Annotated in this window: 14 protein-coding genes, 1 tRNA gene and 1 pseudogene; 4 read left to right on the top strand and 12 right to left on the bottom strand. The window is 57.0% G+C overall.

Going from position 1 to position 18356, the window contains the following annotated elements:
* Positions 1-692 precede the first annotated feature (692 nt).
* From NH398_RS00610 to NH398_RS00565, 11 genes and pseudogenes are all read right to left on the bottom strand, one after another.
* Entirely contained in the window at positions 693-2486 is a 1794-nt protein-coding gene (locus NH398_RS00610; protein ID WP_253015827.1) for a DUF927 domain-containing protein, read from the bottom strand.
* Entirely contained in the window at positions 2483-3475 is a 993-nt protein-coding gene (locus NH398_RS00605; RefSeq protein WP_253015825.1) for a toprim domain-containing protein, read from the bottom strand. Before NH398_RS00605 ends, NH398_RS00610 begins: the two co-directional genes overlap by 4 nt.
* A complete protein-coding gene (locus NH398_RS00600) occupies positions 3468-3785 on the bottom strand; it encodes a hypothetical protein (protein ID WP_253015823.1) in 318 nt (105 codons plus the stop codon). The genes NH398_RS00605 and NH398_RS00600 overlap by 8 nt, the downstream gene beginning before the upstream one ends.
* Entirely contained in the window at positions 3778-4017 is a 240-nt protein-coding gene (locus tag NH398_RS00595) for a hypothetical protein (protein WP_253015821.1), read from the bottom strand. The genes NH398_RS00600 and NH398_RS00595 overlap by 8 nt, the downstream gene beginning before the upstream one ends.
* A gap of 453 nt (positions 4018-4470) precedes the next feature.
* Entirely contained in the window at positions 4471-4701 is a 231-nt protein-coding gene (locus NH398_RS00590) for a hypothetical protein (protein ID WP_253015819.1), read from the bottom strand.
* Complete coding sequence (locus NH398_RS00585; protein WP_253015817.1) at positions 4698-5003, bottom strand: AlpA family transcriptional regulator; 306 nt, start codon at positions 5001-5003, stop codon at positions 4698-4700. Before NH398_RS00585 ends, NH398_RS00590 begins: the two co-directional genes overlap by 4 nt.
* Positions 5004-5486: 483 nt before the next feature.
* Positions 5487-6068 carry an isochorismatase family protein gene (locus NH398_RS00580; RefSeq protein ID WP_253015807.1) on the bottom strand — a complete coding sequence of 194 codons (582 nt, stop codon included), beginning with the start codon at positions 6066-6068 and terminating at the stop codon, positions 5487-5489.
* A 75-nt stretch (positions 6069-6143) separates the two neighbouring features.
* Positions 6144-6290: pseudogene (locus tag NH398_RS16780) on the bottom strand (ogr/Delta-like zinc finger family protein); the annotation flags it as partial.
* On the bottom strand, positions 6291-7484 hold the full coding sequence (locus NH398_RS00575; protein WP_253015805.1) for an integrase arm-type DNA-binding domain-containing protein: 1194 nt from the start codon (positions 7482-7484) through the stop codon (positions 6291-6293).
* Between the two features lie 166 nt (positions 7485-7650).
* A tRNA-Arg gene (locus NH398_RS00570) sits at positions 7651-7727 on the bottom strand.
* A 69-nt stretch (positions 7728-7796) separates the two neighbouring features.
* The gene (locus NH398_RS00565; RefSeq protein ID WP_253015803.1) at positions 7797-8744 is read right to left on the bottom strand and encodes an AEC family transporter; all 948 of its coding nucleotides are present in this window, start codon (positions 8742-8744) and stop codon (positions 7797-7799) included.
* A gap of 130 nt (positions 8745-8874) precedes the next feature.
* Between NH398_RS00565 and NH398_RS00560 the strand changes: the two genes are divergently transcribed.
* Positions 8875-11952, top strand: a complete 3078-nt coding sequence (locus tag NH398_RS00560) for an EAL domain-containing protein (RefSeq protein ID WP_253015801.1) — start codon at positions 8875-8877, stop codon at positions 11950-11952.
* 12 nt (positions 11953-11964) lie between these two features.
* Here NH398_RS00560 and NH398_RS00555 read toward each other — a convergent pair whose 3' ends face one another.
* On the bottom strand, positions 11965-13980 hold the full coding sequence (locus NH398_RS00555; protein WP_253015800.1) for a diguanylate cyclase: 2016 nt from the start codon (positions 13978-13980) through the stop codon (positions 11965-11967).
* 265 nt (positions 13981-14245) lie between these two features.
* Here NH398_RS00555 and NH398_RS00550 point away from each other — a divergent pair, with 265 nt between their 5' ends.
* The 3 genes from NH398_RS00550 to NH398_RS00540 all read left to right on the top strand — a co-directional run bounded on the left by NH398_RS00550 (position 14246) and on the right by NH398_RS00540 (position 18355).
* Entirely contained in the window at positions 14246-16264 is a 2019-nt protein-coding gene (locus NH398_RS00550) for a capsular polysaccharide biosynthesis protein (RefSeq protein ID WP_253015798.1), read from the top strand.
* A 1-nt stretch (position 16265) separates the two neighbouring features.
* Positions 16266-17501, top strand: a complete 1236-nt coding sequence (locus tag NH398_RS00545; RefSeq protein ID WP_253015796.1) for a capsular biosynthesis protein — start codon at positions 16266-16268, stop codon at positions 17499-17501.
* Positions 17502-17593: 92 nt separating this feature from the next.
* Entirely contained in the window at positions 17594-18355 is a 762-nt protein-coding gene (locus NH398_RS00540) for an SDR family NAD(P)-dependent oxidoreductase (protein WP_253015794.1), read from the top strand.
* Position 18356: the final 1 nt, after the last annotated feature.

Below are 18356 nucleotides of genomic sequence, written 5' to 3'. Positions count from 1 at the left end.
GTGTGTGACTCCTGATCTGAGATGTTAGGCGTAGTGAATGTCTGGTCTGTCATGTCGGCCTCACGTTTGGCATGGGTGCACGGGTACGAAAGTGGAGCCAAGGCCCCACAGCTGGGAAAACGGAAGCAAGGCCAAAAACGCCTGCCAGGAAAGGGGGAGGTTGAGCGAACGAGGGGCATTGAGAATGATTACCAGTATTCCCCAGCTATATAGTTCCACTCTGTAGATCGCAAAAATGGTGGCAACAAGGCAACAGAGGCTAACCAACTGATTTAGATAGGCTTTATTGTGGCAACACTGTTGCCACCCATTTTTGAAATGGCAACAAGACACACCAGACCATAGGTATATAAAGATATGTGTTGCCTTTGTTGCCACCTCTCTTATTACTAAGGCAACGCTGTAGGCCGCGTGGTTACTGGCCGTTGCCTTGTTGCCACTGTTGCCATAGAAACTAGGTTCACGCGTATTTAGGTGCTTGGGCCTCTGAGTCGAACACGCTCTTTCCTGGCAGGCGTGAATTTGCCCTCTGTATAATTCCTCTCTCTGACACGCGAAAAAGGCGGCAACAAGGCAACGGCCATAAAGCCCATTACTTTCAATGCGTTGCAGGTTGCCATCTGTAGCCGCTGTTTTTGAGGCGGCAACGGACAGGGGCAAAACGCCTGTTTTCGCCCTTAGCGTTGGGTTTTTCATGCGCTCCTCCGCTCTGTCTCCAGCTTGTCGGGATCGATGACGAAAAAGCGGGTGCTCCCTCCTCCTGGCAGGCGGTAGTTTTTCTGGTTGCGCCCGTTATCCACCTTCGCCAACACGCCGTAGGTTTCCAGGGTGCGTATCACGCGCTCACGGCCATAGCCTGCGGCGGCTTCGGTCAGTGAGGCGCGGTTGAACAGGTAGAAGCGTTTGCCGTTCTCGATCTCGTAATACCCTGCCCGATGCTTAATGCTGGAGTTGGGTAGCTGGGCGGCGATGTCAGAAAAGCGGCTATCGCCGTGCATGGCGATAAAATCCGATAGCGCGCTAAGTATTTGCCGATCTTCCGCGTTACCGTCACCGACCGTTAGCAGCCACTCCTCGAACAGTTGGCGGCAGGCGCTCGCGGCGGAGTCGGACTGCCAGGGCAATAAGCCGTATGTAATCGCTAGCTCGCCCGCTAGACCAATGATGGCGAAACGATCCGCTACCCTGCCCGCCTGGGGGCCTTCGGCGCTGAATCCGTCGCGTACCTCAGCAAACCGCTTAAAAAAGTAGTCGGGGTCGTTCTCCTTAATTAAATGCTCCACAAAGGCGGGGCCTACCCGGCCAAAGTGGTGTGCGGTGGCCGTGGTCAGCTTTCTATGAAAGGTGGCCCCGCCCATACCGTGAACGTCATCGAACGCACGATAAGCGCGGGTGCCTGCGTTCACGTCCACCATGCGCAGTTCTGCCCCGGCGTGGGCAGCATTGCCGGATATGGCCGCGTGTTCAGACAGCGAGCGCTCCCCGCTGGAAAGCGCAAGGACGCGCCAATAGAGCTTGGGCCGCCCTTCCCGTTCGCGGGTCATGGTGCCCTTACCCGTCCCATTGGCGATGGCGTAGGCCATTTCTTGTACCCGCTTGGGGTCGGCGCGCTTGATCTCGTCCAGAATCAGCACCGTGTCGTTACGTGACGATGCCTCAATCTCGATACCGCCCCGCGACATATCCCACGACGCGGCAAAGCGGCTGGGGTCGCCCCATACCGTGGCGGCCAACGCTTGGGCAAGTGACTTACCGCTGGAGGAGTCGCCCACCAGATGCACACCGCCCCCGTTCACCCCCACTTTGGAAAGCAGCGGGCCTGCTAGTGCGCAGCACACGGAGAGGATCAGTACCGGGTTGCCCTGGCAGAAGTAGGCCAGCTCGCTTTTCCAGCCTTCCAGGGTGCCCCGTTCTGAGAACAGGTGAGCGCCTTTGCCGCTGTCCTGAAAACGCACATCTTCACCGCCTAGAATGCGGCTCGGCAGCACAAAGGCCCCGCTACGCTCGTGCCACCCTGGCTTGGTGGTGGTGGCGAGAATGCGCGTTAAGCCGTGGTGGCTAGCGATATAGGCAGGCACGTAGCGGCGTTGGTGGTAGTCCACCTCTAGCCCCTGGCGTAGTAAGGCTTTCAGCACCTCCTCGCCTTTGCCCGCGAGGGCTTCCATGGGCATGACGTACTCGATGGCGTGGCCGCGATGCTTGAAGCGCAGCAAGCGGCCAACGCTGCCGTCGTCGCTGTTGATCGTTTCCGCTTTGACGTACAGCGGCGCGCATAGCCAGAGGTCGAACGGCTGGCCTGCCTCGTCGCTGTTGGTGTGCTTGATGCCGTGATACCACGTGCCCGCCCGGTACTGTTTGCCCTCTACCATGGTGGGGCCTTCGTACACGGCGTAGCTGGGGCGCTCCAAGGTGTCGATCTTGGGCGCGGTCGGCTTGCCTACTAGGGCAAGGTGCGCTTGCTGTTCGCGTGTGGGTTGCTCGCTCATGTAGCGTTCCTTTGCTGGCGATACCAGCGAGCTAGGTCGTTAAAGTCGCTGAGTGTGGTGGGCGCGTCTTGTGGCCATACGGGAAACAGCACCAGGGCACCCACGGCCAGCGCCGCCGCGTTGGCGGCGGTGCGGCCTGGGTTGCCGGGGGTCAGGCGGTCGTCATCCCCGGCAATGACTAAATCCAGTGGGTCGTATCGGTCGCGCAGAATCTCGGCCACGGCGGCGAGGTTGCCCGCGTTCATGGCACACGCCACGGGTTCGCGGGTATGGGCGTGTAGGGTGGCCCCGGTGGCCCACCCTTCGCATACGAATAGCTGGCGGCCTGCCTGCATCTTGCCAAGGGGCGCATAAGCGCCCCGCACCCGGCCACCTTTCAAAAAGCGCTTGTGGCCTTGCTGGTCGATACATTGCAGGTTGACCAACCGTCCATCCGCGTACAGCGGCACCAGAAGTTGGCCTTTCGAGGATTGGCGAAGGTGGTACGGCTCGATTCCCTTCTCTACCAAGTAGGGGTGCGCCGGGTTGGCGGGGCCTGCCGCGTGCCATAGCCGCTGTGCGGCTTGGGCGGCGCGCTCCTGGGTCGCTAGGCGCTCGGCCTCGATCTGCTGGCGACGCTGGCTTTTGGTGGGCACCTCGCAGGGCTTGGGCAGCGGCGCGTTAGACGCGCCTGACCGCTGAAAAATACCGAGCCCAAGCTGCTCGTCGATCAGCCTAGCGGCGTCTACTTGGCGGCAGCCGCGAAGGTAGCTCAGCAAGGAGACGAGATCCCCGCCGTGGGCGTCTTGGTCGGCAAAGTCGTTCCACTTGCCCGACACCAGCGACACACCAAACGAGCCGGGGCAGGCATCGGCGCGGGCCGTGTTGCGGGCCACCCATTCACTTCCCTGGCGCTGCCCATCGGGCAGCCATTCAGCCAGTAGAATTTCAGCGCTGTTCAGCGCGACCGCGGCGACCTGCTGGATTTTTTGAACGGTCGTCTTAGCCATGTTCGCCCCCCTTCCTGGCAGGCAGAACGGGGCGTTGGGAAAGCCTACGTGCGGCGAGTAAGAGATCGAGAGAATCCGCCAGCAAAAGGCGGCACGACATCGCCACATGCGCTAAATCTCGCGCATCCGCACCAGTGCCAGGTGCATCGAGGCTGCTAAGCGTCATCATTAGGTTACTAGCCGCTTCCAAGCGGGTTTCGCACTGGTCGAACAGATCCTCTCGTTTAGCGCGGGGGTCGATCAGCAGGCACTCAGCCTCGGTCAGGCAAAGCGCATCTTCCAGGCGTGGGGTGTGGTTCAAGTTAGGCATGATCCACCCCCTCAACGCATAGGCGTTCTAATTCGATCAGGAGTTGGTCGTGGTCTTGATAAGAAAGGGCATTGAGTGCGCAGGCCATGCGAGCCATGCCTAACAACTGGTGAAGCTGTTCAGGCTTACGGTTCACACGATAAGCGATCAGTTTTGCACCGATCAGCGCGGTAGAGACTTGCGAGGGGGAAAGCTGGGTGTGCGCAGACGCACCTTGGCTGTGGTTGGCCATGGGTAAGACTCCTATTTGAACTCTGGAGCCGCCACGATCCTTCCTACGGGATTGGGTGGCGACCGTACGCGGGGTAGGAAACCGGCCAAATAGGAAACCGGCCACGCCGAAGCGTGCCCACGCACAGCCGCCATAAAGACGCACTACGGGCATAAAAAAAGCGCCTGTAGTGGTAGGGGCGCTGTTGCGCCTATTTGCACTCGGGTTCCTACGCCCGGCTGTAGATTTTGCTACAGCACGGCCATGATAAGCATTCCTGGTTGTTCCTCGCAAGCTTTCGAGGCGGCAAATTGCGCTTAATTTGATAATCTGCATGAGCACCTTTCTTTTGCTTTACGTCGGCTCCATCGCCCCCAGCGTTGGAGCCTTTTTCGTTTTTTGGGCAAAACCTCCCCTTACCCGCTGGGCGTTAGCCCAGCAGCGTTACCGCTGGCGGTTAGGGTTTAGGGGGTTTTAGCAGTCGGTGAGCGTGTGGCTAACGGGTGGGGTTTTGCGGCTAAAGTGCTTTAGGTCATCTTGCGGGCCGCCTAACCATCGAGCGCTAATGTCACCCGTCGAGCCTTGGCGAAACACCTTACGGTTGGGTGATTTCGTGGCATCCAGCATGGCGGCCTCCAGTTGGGCGACATCGTCCGCCGTGAGCTTCAGCGTGGTTCCGTTGATCGTGAATTCAAACTGGCTCATGCGCGCTGCTCCTGCGGTTGGGTAGTCATGCGTAACGGGGTGGAATGGCTGCCTAGCTGCTGGCGTTTGCGCTCCTCCAGACAGTTAGCGATCCAGCTATCGACCTCCTCTTCTAGCCAAGCAACGCTCTTGCCGCCAATGGGCACCGGGGCCGGGAACGTGCCCTGGCGGATGCCTTCATAAATGGCTGAGCGGCTTTTCCCGGTCTTCTGCTCCACGTCCTTGCGGCGCAATAGGCGGTTGCCTAGCTGGATCTTTGTCACCGTTCTGAAAGGCGGTGTTTGGCTGGTGAGTTCAGGCATTGGTAAATGTCCTCGCGGTCTCGTTCCGGGCAAGTGCCCTAGTGGCCCTATGAAGCTTGAAGGTTGTCAGTGAGGCACGCCATCGGTAGCCGTTGTGCCAACATTCCCGCACAACGGCTCACTTGCCGTCAGTGCTTCGAGTGCCATCACAAGGGCCAGCGCTTGGAGTCGAAAGGAGGTTTTAAGGGGGTGCATAGGCTGAATTCCTCGCGTTAGTGGATGGCGTGACGAGCGTTGCGCTCAAGACACCAACAGCTTGACGAGGAACAGGCAGGACGGCCAGAAACGGCTGTTGTAACACTGTATAAATATACAACAAAAAGGCGCTTCACCAGCTATGTGCAGTGAAGCGCCTACGTGAGAAAAACATGGCTATGCTTTGAAGCTAAGTTAATTCAATAGCTTATGAGAAAAAATGGCTACATCTTCGTTGTTGTAAAAATGGCCAACCTTACAACACGCCAACGCCCTAACCACTCCTCGCTAGTGGAAACGGCCTGTCTCTTTACCATTTTTGGCGGTCATGGCGTGCTCGATCGCATGAAGCACCAACGTAGTATCCACCACCGTAGAGTTGCCTTGGTGCAAGTTCGTCATGGCCAGGGTATGGATGGTGTCGGGATGAAGATCAACGCCGTCATAACTGAATTTCTCGAAGGTATAGCAAGCGTCATCGGGCACCCATACCGTGAAACCCAAGTGAGCGGCGCTCCTAACCGTCGCCTCTACCGCCCCTTCACTGGTCGAGCCCACTACCACGAGTTGGCGAATGGATCGTTTCAACAGCCACTCTTCGATATTGGAGCGTAAAAAGGCATCGGCGATGCTTTTATCGAAAATCTCCTCCCCAGCGATAGGCTCTAACCCATGTTTAAAGCGCACACCAGGATGGCCGGGAGAATAGGGAGAGTCTGGATCGCCAGAGAGGTGCCGAACATGGATGATGGGCAGTGAGTTATCACGCCATGCGCTCAGCAGTCGAAAAATGTGGTACTCGGCATCCTCATTATTGCGCTTTCTAAAATAGGGGAAGTGCATATCCCCTTGTTGCTGATCGATAATCATCAATGCACATGCGTCAGGGTTTAAGCTCATCAACCCAAAGTCTTCCGCCACAGTGTCTATTGTCGTCTTTCTAATTTCCTCGTCAGCTTTAAACTTTATGCCGCACTCCTTGTTAGTGCACTCTTTGTATAATTGATAATAACCCTCTGTCATTTTCCGGCTCGATCTAGTCCGGGTCTTCGTTCCGCAAACAGGGCAGTTGATAGGTAGCTTGAGTCGCATTTAAACCTCGGCGCTAATGGTATCTAGGTAGTCCGCCCAAAATTGCATCATCGCGGGGCGCTGATCCGGTGCCATGTGCTCGGCGTGGGTGTAAACGCCCTCGATCCCCGGCAGCTTGTGCGAGAGCTGCGCCTCTATCCATTCCCTTGGGTAGCCCAGCTCTTTTAAGCCTGTGGCCACCACATGACGCGTACCGTGGGGCACATGCCTACCTTCATAGCCCAGCCGCTTTAACGCCATCCCAAAGGCAGCATCCGAGAGTGGCTTGCGTGGGTCGTTTCGACCAGGGAACAGCAATTTGAAGGGGGCCGTCAGTGTGTGCAGGTAGCGCAGCTCTACCAACGCCTGAGTGGGTAACGGCACTTGATGCGCCCTGCCCATCTTCATGCGCTCGGCGGGGATCTTCCAAACAGCGGCCTCAAGGTCGAACTCAGACCACTCTGCCCGGCGCAGCTCTCCAGGCCGAACGGCAGTCATGAGCAACAGTTTTAGACCAATGCGCACCATGGGGCTTTTATCGTAAGCCGCTATATCGCGCACAAGCTGCGGTAGCTCGCTTTGGGGGATATGGTGGAAGCTATTCCGCTTATAGGGCTTGAGCGCCGTTTGAAGGTCGGTAAGGGGGTTGTAGCTGGCCCTGCCCGTGATGATGGCAAAGCGGTAGATGTCTCGGCAAAAGGCGTGTAGGCGGCGGCGCTGCTCGAATTTACCCGCATCCTCTAGGGTGCGAAGGATCTCCAACCACTCCAGCGGCAGAATGCTCTCGATCGGGCGGTCTCCCACCTTCGGGAAAACGTACATTTCAAGCACGCGCCTACTGTCGTTGGCTCGTTTCGAGCTTTCTTTCCAGCGGGGCACCATGGCGGCGTGCCACTCCATCGCTAACACCTTGAACGTGTTCTCAGCGGCGTATTTGAGGGCGCGCTTTTCGTTCTGCTTCTGCTCTACGGGATCGATCCCCTTAGCAATCAGCCGCCTTAAGTCGGTTCGCTTCTCTCGCGCTTCTGCAAGGCTGACTTCGGGGTATTGCCCCAAGCTGATCATGTTGCGCTTGCCGTTGGGTCGCGTGTAGCGCAAGCGCCATCCTCGGCTGCCGTTGGTTGAGATCCTGAGTTCTAATCCCATGCCATCGGAGAGGGTCACAATTTTCGTGCCAGGCTTAGTTGCGTTTATCTGACGGGTAGTTAGCGCCATAGAGGTATACCGAGCATTCTCGAACAGGGGTATATGCCCCACTGTATACCATTTGTATGCCGGATTTGAAAGGAACGCCGAGGAACACTGAGGAGCTAAAAACCTATGTATTTCAGAGTATTACACTCTATTTTTGGCTCTCTCAGGAAGTGTGAGGAAGGCCCGTTGGCGTCCCTGGCAGGAGTCGAACCTGCGACCTGCCGCTTAGGAGGCGGCTGCTCTATCCTACTGAGCTACAGGGACTGACGGGGCGCATAGTATAGCGTTTTGATTCGCCTCGGCCAACCAGGGGCTTGGAAAAGCCATGGTGGGCTATATCCAACCCAGCAAACGCAGAGCGAAGATGCCTAGGGTCACGGTGACGCTGGCCATGAGCGTGGTTATGGCGATGATGTTGGCAGCCAATGCGACGTTGCCATTGATCGCTTTGACCATTACGAAACTGGCGGCCGCCGTGGGGCTGGCAAAGAAAAGAAACAGCAACCCCAACTGGCTGCCTGAGAATCCCATCAGCCAAGCGGCCGCCGTGGAAAGCGCTGGAAGTATCACCATTTTGAGACTGCTGGCACTCAATGCCACGTGGCTACCCTGTCGCATACTCGACACCGAGAGCGTCGCGCCGATGCAAATGAGGGCGAGCGGTAACGTCAGCGAGGCGAAGTAGTTGCCCGACGTCATCACCCAACTGGGTAGCGGGATGGACAACGCGGTGAACGGTAATGCAGCCACCACTGATAGAATCAATGGGTTTTTGATGATGTGGCCCAGCAGGCTGCGCCAGTCGGTCGCTTGGCCAGGTTGGTACGCCGCTAGGGCGATGACGGACAGGGCGTTGTACATCACGATCACCACGCCCAACAGCAAGCTGCCAGCGGACAACCCATAGTTGCCGTACATGCCCGCCGCCAACGCCAACCCCACGATCCCGCAGTTCCCGCGAAACGCCCCTTGTACGTACACGCCCCGATCCTCTCGAGGCACACGCAGATGCGCCCAGCCCCAGCTCAGCAAAAACTGGCCCAGCGTGGCGAAGGCAAAAAAGAGCAGTAACGGCACATCCAGGGCAACGCTCAAGTCAGCGTTGACGAGACTGAGAAAGATCAGCGTTGGTAGCGTGGCTTTGAACACCAGAGACGACGCCGTCGAAATGAACGCGCTATCGATCCAACCCAGGCGTTTCAGAGCGATCCCTATGAACACCATGGCAAAGACAGGTAGTGTGACATCTAGGGTGCGAGTAAAGAGTTCGAGTAGGTCCACGAAAGCGCTCTCAGTCGAATAAGCATCCTCTTATACTCTACCGTTGACTAAGATTTGTCGACTCGCTAGACAGCCACGCCACCATAAGGGAAAGTAAGCAAAAACGCGCACCGTCACTTATAGGTCACTTATGGTTCCGCCAGTCAGCCATGAAAAAGAAGAGCAGCGCCTTCTCACGCTCAAGCGCTATACCTTGGGCGACCTTTCGGCGGATGACCACTTCGACCGTATTACTCAACTGGCGGCGGCCTACTGCGATATGCCCATCGCACTGATCACGCTGGTCGATGACACCCATGTCTGGATCAAGAGCGGCGTAGGCAAACCCGCCGAGAGCATGCTCAGAGAGCGCTCCTTCTGCGGTACCGCGATCGAAGAGCGGACCCTCTATGAAGTGCCAGATGCCCGTGAACACGCGTCCCTGAGAGAGCTTCCGCTGGTGGCCTTGCCGCCGCATATCGTGTTTTATGCTGGCGTGCCCCTGGTGGCCGATAATGGCAGCGTGATCGGTACGCTGTGCGTGATGGACAAGCAGCCGCGCCAGCTCTCGAATAGCCAGAAAGAGCTGCTTCAGCAGCTGGCCAGTAGCACGGTGCTGCAATTCGAACACTACCTGTCTCAGCGGGCTTACCACGCCATCAGTAATGCGGCAATTGGCCTATGGGAGATGGACGTACCCAGCCGTGCCACCCACTGGAACGATGTCGTCAATGAGCTTTACGACGTAGGCAAACGCGATGCTCGCACGTTCGAGCAACGCATGGACGCTTACACGCCTGAAGACCGCCAGCGGCTCATGACCGCCATCGACACGGCCATCGAGCACCGCGTGGCGTTTAACGATACGTTTCAACTGACGACCGTCAGCGGTGAACCGCGCTGGGTCAGAATTACCGGCAACCCGCTGGTGGTGAGTGACCGCGTGGTGCAACTCATCGGTACGATGCTGGACGTCACGCCACGCAAGCAGATCGAAACCCAGCTGTTGCGCCAGCAGGCGTTAGAGCAAGCCATCATGCGCGCGCAAGCGAGCTTCATCGACGGCCAGGGCGATGCCAAGGCGCTCAACCCACTACTGGAAGACCTGCTGGCCCTCACCAGCAGCGAGTATGGCTTCATTGGTGAAGTTCTTTACGACGACACGCAAGCACCCTATCTCGTCGCGCATGCGATCACCGACATCACTTGGGATCAAGCCTCCAAACAGTTTTATGATCAAAATGCCCCCAACGGCATGGTATTCAGCAATCTCGACACCCTGTTTGGTCATGTAATGCGCCATGAGACGGTCGTCATTTCTAACGCGCCCGCTATGGATTCTCGCCGTGGCGGTCTGCCGGCCGGGCATCCGCCACTCAACGCGTTTTTGGGCGTGCCGATTCACTTTAACGGCCACTGCATTGGGATGATCGGCCTCGCCAACCGCCCTAACGGTTATGATGACACCTTGGTGGAGTTCTTGGCACCACTGCTGGGAAGCATCGGGCAGTTTATCAATAACCTTCGCAACCACCGCCAGCAGCGCCAAGACCAGCAGGCCATTGCCCGGCTGTCGATGGTGGCGAAAAACACCAGTAATGGAGTGGTGATCACCGACGCACAGGGCAACATCGAGTGGATCAACGACGGCTTTACGCGGCTCAGCGGCTACACGTTCGACGAAGCCATTGGCAAAAAGCCGGGAAAACTCGTTCAGGGAAGCGCCACCGATAGCGCTACCGTACGCCGCATTGCTCATGCGTTGCGATATCGCCAACGTTTTGAAGAGGAGCTGCTGAACTATCGCAAAGACGGCACGCCCTACTGGGTGCACATCAGCTGCAACCCGTTACCCGCAGGCGAACAGTCCGGTGGGGGCTTCATCGCCATTCAGTCCGACATTACCGACACCAAGCGTCATGAAGAGGCGCTGTATAAAGCCGCCAACATCGATGAGTTGACAGGCCTTCCTAATCAGCGTCTGGCGCGCACGCAATTAGAGGCGCTGACTCGGCAACGCGAGCCTCTGACGGTTTATGTGCTGAATATCGATGATTTCAAACGCCTCAATGATTTGTTTGGCTACGCCGTCGGCAATCGTATTTTGAAGCGTATCGCCGAACGTTTGGCGGCCTTGGTCGCTCCGCTACATCAACAGGGCATTGCCGCGCGGCTTAGCGGCGACGAGTTCGTGGTGGCGGCCCCCAACCAGCAGCTCAGCCCTTCAGCGTTGCACCAAGCCATTCAGGAGCCCATGCAGATACACGGTCATACGTTGAAGCTCACCACGTGTATTGGCATGACATGCTACCCAGAAGACGAAGTAGACTCGGACACGCTTTTTCGCCATGCATACCAAGCGCTGTATCAAGCCAAAACCCACGGTGTATCGCAGTGTGTGCGCTACAGTACCGATGAAGAGCACCTAACTCGGCTACGTCAGCAAGAGCGTACTGCCATTCAACACGGGCTGAGCAACGAGGAGTTCCAACTTTTCTACCAGCCTCAGGTCGATTTGCAGACGAAGGAGGTCGTGGGGGCCGAAGCGCTGATCCGCTGGCAGCACCCCAAGCGGGGACTTTGTGCGCCAGGGGAGTTTCTCCCCCTCATCGAAGGTAGCGAACTGGAGTTTCGGTTAGGCGAATGGGTCATCGAAGCGGCTCTAAAACAGCTTCAACAGTGGGAGCGTGCCGGTATCACGCTTCAAGTCAGTGTGAATATCAGCCCACAACACTTGCTGCATCAGGGCTTCTTACCGCAGTTAGAACAGCTCTTGACACGATATGCCGATGTTCCCACCCAACGATTGGCCATCGAGATTCTAGAATCTGCCACGCTGGATGATATGCAAGCGGCGCTGCACGTACTCGAAAACTGCCAACGGCTGGGCATCGATGTCGCGCTGGATGATTTCGGTACCGGTTACTCGTCGCTGGCTTACTTCCGCCGCCTACCGGTGCAGTTGATCAAGGTCGACCGTGACTTCGTTCGCGATATGCTGGATAGCGAGGATGACCGTGCGATCGTGGAAAGCATCGTCTTCTTGGCGAAGAAGTTTTCACGCCCCGTGCTAGCAGAGGGTGTCGAGACGCTGGAGCACGCCAAAGCGCTGCTGTCATTGGGGTGCTATTTGGCTCAAGGATACGGTATTGCACGCCCCATGCCCGCCGACAAGCTGCCTCAGTGGCTGACCGAGTGGCAACGCGACGGCTTTCTCGATACCTTTTGATCGAAGCGCGCCTTAATCGAAGAGCGCCATGGGATCGAACTGATCCGGCAGCTTCACGATGACCCCATCGCGCCCCTGCCCTTTGGCTTCATAACTGGCGGCATCCGCACGGGAAAGCGCCATTTCGACCGTCTCGTCGTTCTCGTCGAAGGTCGTCACGCCGATACTCAGGGTCACGGTGTACTCTTTACCCTCATGGGTAACGGACACCTCGCTTACCGCCTGACGCAGAGACTCCGCAATACGCTCGGCTTGACTCAACGTGCAGCTAGGCAGCAGCACCCCAAACTCGTCTCCCCCCTGGCGTGCCACGTGGTCACTTCGGCGCACTTCCCACGCCACGATTTGGGCGATCCGGCGAAGCATTTCATCCCCCAAGGCATGACCACCCTCATCGTTGATGGGTTTGAAGTGATCCAAGTCGAACAGCAGCAGCGCAGAGGGGGTGCTGGTCTTCTGGAAGTCGGCAAACGCCTCCTCCAAACGGCGATCGAACCCACGTCGGTTGAGCAGTCCCGTCAGCGGGTCGTGCTCCGCCTCCCAGCGCTGCAACGCCTCCTGTTGGCGGCGCTCGGTGATATCTTTAACGACCCCCACCAAGCCCAACGAATGACCGCCTTTCGAGAGCATGACCACACGGGCGTGAATGTCCAGCCATAGCGTTTCCTGGTCGCTGCGTATGAACCGCAGCTGGCGAACGAAATCGCTGCCGGTTTTCAAGCTGTGCACCCACATGTCCCTGGCACCCTCTCGATCATCAGGGTGAACCTGCTCCATCCATGCTTCCATGGGCGTATCGGGGGGAATGTCCAACATCTCCAAGAGCGACGGGTTCATATAAGTGATCTTGCCGCCAAAGTTGGCAACAAACATCCCTTGGGGCGTGGCACTCAACACGGAATCCAAAAAGGCCTGGCGCTCTTGCAAATGACCGACCAACTGCTGACGCTCGTGCTCGACACGGTTGAACGTCACCGCGACTTGCTGCAACTCTTGCATGCTCGTGGCTAGGTCCAGACTCGCGCGCTGCCCCATCCCCACTTCACCAATTTGCGCTTCGAGATGATCCAATGGCTTGAGAATCCGCGCCAACAGCCACCACAGTAGTGGCATCATGATGAGCGCCAGCGCAAACCAGATACCCAGCAGCTTATAAATGAATCCTGAGAGCGGTAACTGTGCTTGGTCAGCGGGCAAAAACAGGCCAATCACCCAATCCGCCGGCCAAACCTGGGCATACGCTTGCAGGCTCACGTTCCCATCGGCCAGCTCGGTTACTCCCTCCCCCTTCCACCCTGCCAGTGCCAGCTCCAACAGGGGGTTTAGCTGGTCACTGCGGAGATCCGCATTGACCAGATCATTGTCAGGATGATAGAGAATCCTGCCCGATGCCGTGGCAACCGCTGCATACCCCTCCTCGCCTAGGCGAATGGTGCCCAGTCGGTTGAAGAGCCCACTGCTTTCCAGGCTGACGATACCGCCAATGAATCCTGCGAATTTGCCATCCTCATCAATGCGCGGAACGCTAATGAGCACCAGGGGCATACCGCTGGCTCGGCCGACGAACGGCTCACTCACATAGGGACGACGAATGCCACGCACCATCTTGAAATATTCCAACTCGCCGGTTTCCAAGCCCACCCGCCCGGTAACACTCGGCCAGTCACTGACGATGACTCCGTTTTCATCACTAATGACCAACCCCTCGAACCAAGCGAGCAGCGAGTCGTTCTTTTGCAGCTCATAGTTCAGCCACGTGGAATCATCGGACAGCCCTACGGCGCCATTGAGGCGCTCTAAGGCATTGATACGTTGATTGATCTGTTGAGTGATTTCATCAGACAGCAGGTTGGCCTGATAACGTAGGTGGGCGATGTTGGTCTCGTGCACCATGGTTTTACCCACCTGCCACGCCATGCCCAGCACGGCCCCCGCCAAGATGGCCAGAGCACAAGAAAGTCCCAGCAACAGCCGGCTTTTTATAGAACGAAATGTAATCAGTCGATGAATCAGGGGGGCTAGGCGCACCAGAGTTCCCTATTTCGTTAACTTTCCTTAAATTGAGCCCTCAGTTTCAGCCTCAATCATGGTTCGAAAAATAACTTACCAAAAACAAGTGAAAAGTGCGCGTTGATATAAGTCAACTTAGATAATTTTTTTCTAAACTGTTTCATCACGTAACGCAAGCTTCCGAACGATAAGCCAAGAGCGTGCGAATTGATAACCACGCTTATTTCACGTATGTTCGCCGCCTATCCAGCAAACCACCCGACACAACACTTCGGCACACTCCATGGCAAAACGTACGGCGGGTTTTATCTCTAAAGGCATTGGTAGCATCACTGCGCTCGCCGAATTTTTGAGAGAGTTTGACGACGTTACCCGGATTCGTCCGTTCAGCCCCCCACCGAGTGCCGTCATTGGCTGGGGACTCAAGCCTACCAGCCGCCAGGCCAGACGCTACGCTCAGCGACACCACCTTCCTTATGTGGCGCTAGAAGATGGCTTTTTGCGCTCATTGGGGCTCGGCGTTGCGGGTTATCAACCCCACAGTATGATCGTGGATTACAGCGGCATTTATTACGATGCCTCCCGGCCCAGTGATTTAGAGCAGTGGCTTTCCGCCAACGAGTTCTCTACCGAAGAAGTATTACGGGCCGAGCACTGCATGGCGCTATTAAGGCGCTACCGCTTATCGAAATACAACCACGCTCCAGATCGCCCTTTGGCCGTTAACGACGCGACCGTCCTCGTCGTAGACCAAACGGCTGGTGACGCCTCCATCGAGTATGGCAACGCCAGCGCCGCCAGCTTTTCAGACATGCTGGACCAAGCGCTGGCCCGCCACCCCCATGGGAAGATACTGGTCAAAATCCATCCCGACGTGATCGCGGGGAAAAAACGTGGCCATCTCACGAGTGCCCTTCACCACCCTCGCTGCCAAGTGCTCAGCGAAGACATCAACCCCTGGGCGCTGTTTGATCAGGTGGACGATGTCTATGTGGTTACCAGCCAGCTTGGCTTCGAAGCATTGATGGCGGGCAAGCGTGTCCACTGCTTTGGTTTACCGTTTTATGCGGGTTGGGGCCTCACCCAGGATCGACTGCACTGCCCCCGTCGCCAGCGCTCTCGCACGCTCGCTGAAGTCTTTGCAGCCGCCTATTTACGTTACTGCCGCTACGTTAACCCCTATACGCGCCAGCCATCCACGCTGGAAGAGACGATTCACCTCATTGCTGACCAAAAACGCCAGCAAGAGCGACTTAGAGGCACCTGGCTGGCCTGCGGTTTCTCTTCATGGAAACGCCGCTTCATCGGCGATTTTCTAGGGCCAGCAGCTCACGTTCGCTATCAAAAGGCACTTCCCCAGCACGCCGTCGACTCTCAACGGTTGTTGGTGTGGTCAAGCCGTATCGACGACGCCTTTAAAACACGGCACCGCGAACTCCTTCCGCACATATGGCGCATGGAAGACGGCTTTATTCGTTCGGTTGGGCTGGGTGTCGATCTCACTCAGCCGCTCTCACTCGTCGTGGATCGCTCCGGCATTTATTACGATCCCAGCCAGCCAAGCGAACTCGAAACGCTGCTCAACGAGAGCGCCTTCAGCGATGATTTACTCGCCAGAGCGGCCGAGTTGCGCCAACGCCTCGTTGCTTTGAAGCTCTCGAAATACAATGTGCCAGGAGCGTCTGACGTCGTCCTTCCCGACAACCAAACGATCATTCTGGTACCCGGCCAAGTAGAGAGCGATGCCTCTATCGCCACCGGCTCACCAGACATCAGCACCAATAGCGCGCTACTCAAAGTCGTTCGAGAAGCCGAGCCCAACGCTTTCATCATCTACAAAGCGCATCCGGATGTGATGAGCGGCGCGCGCGTTGGCAAACTCGATACCGACGCTAAACGTCTGTATGATTTGGACGCCAGTCACATCGATATCACCGCGCTGTTAGAGCGCGTAGACGCCGTGCATACCATGAGTTCTCTGACCGGCTTCGAGGCGCTGCTTCGACATCGCCGAGTCACTACCTACGGTTTGCCGTTTTATGCGGGCTGGGGATTGACGCATGATGCCATGCACTGCCCGAGGCGTAACCGAACACTCACCTTGGATGCCTTGGTTGCTGGCACGCTATTGCTGTATCCAAGTTACGTCGACCCCGCCTCTGGCCAGCTCTGTAATGCCGAGACCGTCGTCAGCCTATTGGAGCGGGCAAAGTTACAACAATCGAGTGCACAAAAACCTCACCTTACATGGAAGCAGCGCCTTTATCGCTGCTATCGTAACTTATTGATTGGAAGCCATTGAGTTGAAGCAAAAGCGCGCATTCTTATTCCTACAAGGCGTTTGCTCGCCCTTTTATCAGCGCTTGGCTCGTCGCCTGACCGACGACGGCCACCGCGTCGTGAAAGTTCACTTCAACGCGGGAGACATTGCGTACTGGCAGCGCACCCATAGTCATCACCATCTCTTTCGCGGCCCCTTGAGCGAACTGCCTGCTTACATGACGTCTCTGTGGCAACGTTATGGCATTACCGATCAAATCGTTTTTGGCGACCGTCGCCCCATTCATCGTCCTGCAGTCGATCAAGCGCCTGCTGCTGGCATTCGTACCCACGTGTTCGAGGAGGGCTATTTTCGCCCTTTTTGGATAACGCTGGAGCGCGAAGGCGTCAATGGACACTCGCTACTGCCTCGCGATCCCCAATGGTTTTTCGAAACGGGTAAGGCACTTCCCGAACTGCCTCCTCCCGTGCGCTTTCGGTCATCCTTCAAAATTCGCGCGCTGCATGATGTCGCTTACCACCTAGCCGGGCTCGCCAACCCGCTGGTGGCGCCTCACTATCGCAATCATGCTCCCATTACTGCGCCGGTGGAGTATGCCGGCTATATCAGGCGTTTTACGCTGCTCAAACAGTGGAAAAAACGCGATGCAGTGCGTATCAAAACGCTGATCGAAAGTGGCAAGCCCTATTTCATGCTGCCCCTTCAGCTCAATACCGATGCGCAAATTCGTGATCACTCCCCCTACGCCAATATGGAAGAGGTCATGGAGCACGTGATGGGATCGTTTGCCGAACATGCACCCAGCGATGCCATGTTATGTATCAAGAATCATCCGTTAGATATGGGGCTGGTGAATTATCCGCAAATCATCAATCGGCTCTCAGACGTTTATGGCCTAAATGGGCGCATCGTGTATTTGGAGTCAGGCGATCTCAATGCACTCATTAAACATGCGGTCGGTACGGTGACCGTCAACAGCACCGTGGGTATCGTATCGCTGGAAGCATCGTGCCCTACCTTTGCGCTAAGCGATCCGATCTACAACTTGGCAGGCCTCACTTACGAAGGCTCGCTCGAAACGTTTTGGCATCAGCCACCGCCACCCAGCGCAGCGCTATTTGGCTATTTTCGGAACACCGTCATGCACGCGGTTCAGGTCAACGGCGGTTTTTACTGCCAGCCGAGTATTGATCTCGCCGTCAATAATGCCGCCCACATCCTGGAAGCCTGCCCATCACCGCTGGAGAAGCTGCTGTGAGTGTTGACGCCTCGACAGACGCCACAACCGATTCCACCACTGACTCCACAACTGATTCCACAATCCTGGAACAGACAAAACGTTCACGCTGCGTGCTAATCACCGGCGCGACGGGGGCCATCGGCGGAGCGCTCGCCAAGGAGTATGCCTCCCCACAGACGCATCTCATTCTCCATGGCCGTAACACCGCGGCACTGGAACAGGTGGCCAGCGCCTGCCAAGAGAAAGGTGCGCAAGTGACGCTCTCCTCCATCAACCTCACCGATGAGAATGCACTTGCACAGTGGCTGACGACGCTCAGCGCCGAGCAGCTGCCGGATATCGTCATCGCTAACGCGGGCAAGAACACACATCCCGAGCAGTTGGGTGAGCTCGAGCCCTGGACAGACGTTCAAGCCCTGCTGGATATCAACCTCACCACCCCCATTGCCATGGCGCACCACTTGGTGCCTGCTATGCGCGAACGAGGTAGTGGACAGCTGGTCTTTATTAGCTCACTGGCTGGTTGGCATGGGCTACCCAGCACGCCCACGTACAGCGCCAGCAAAGCAGGCATTAAGGCGTATGGCGAAGCCTTGCGGGGCTTGCTAGCCCCCTGCGGTATCGGGGTGACGGTAATCATGCCCGGCTACGTTACCTCCCCCATGTGCAACGCCATGCCCGGCCCTAAACCCTGGGAGTGGCCGCCAGAGCGCGCTGCAAAAGTGATTGCTCGCGGTATCAATGCCAACCGTGCACGGGTTAGCTTTCCCTTTCCGTTGAATTTTGGCACTTGGTGGCTGGCCGTCTTGCCAGCGGGCGTGTCGCAGTGGCTCATCAAACGGCTGGGTTTTGATCATGTAGGGGGCCAGTAAG

It is taken from the genome of Halomonas sp. CnH100-B (genome assembly GCF_024124605.1).
Classification (GTDB): Bacteria; Pseudomonadota; Gammaproteobacteria; order Pseudomonadales; family Halomonadaceae; genus Vreelandella.
The sequence above is the reverse complement of the archived record's forward strand: the minus strand, read 5'-3'. Positions and strand labels throughout refer to the sequence as shown.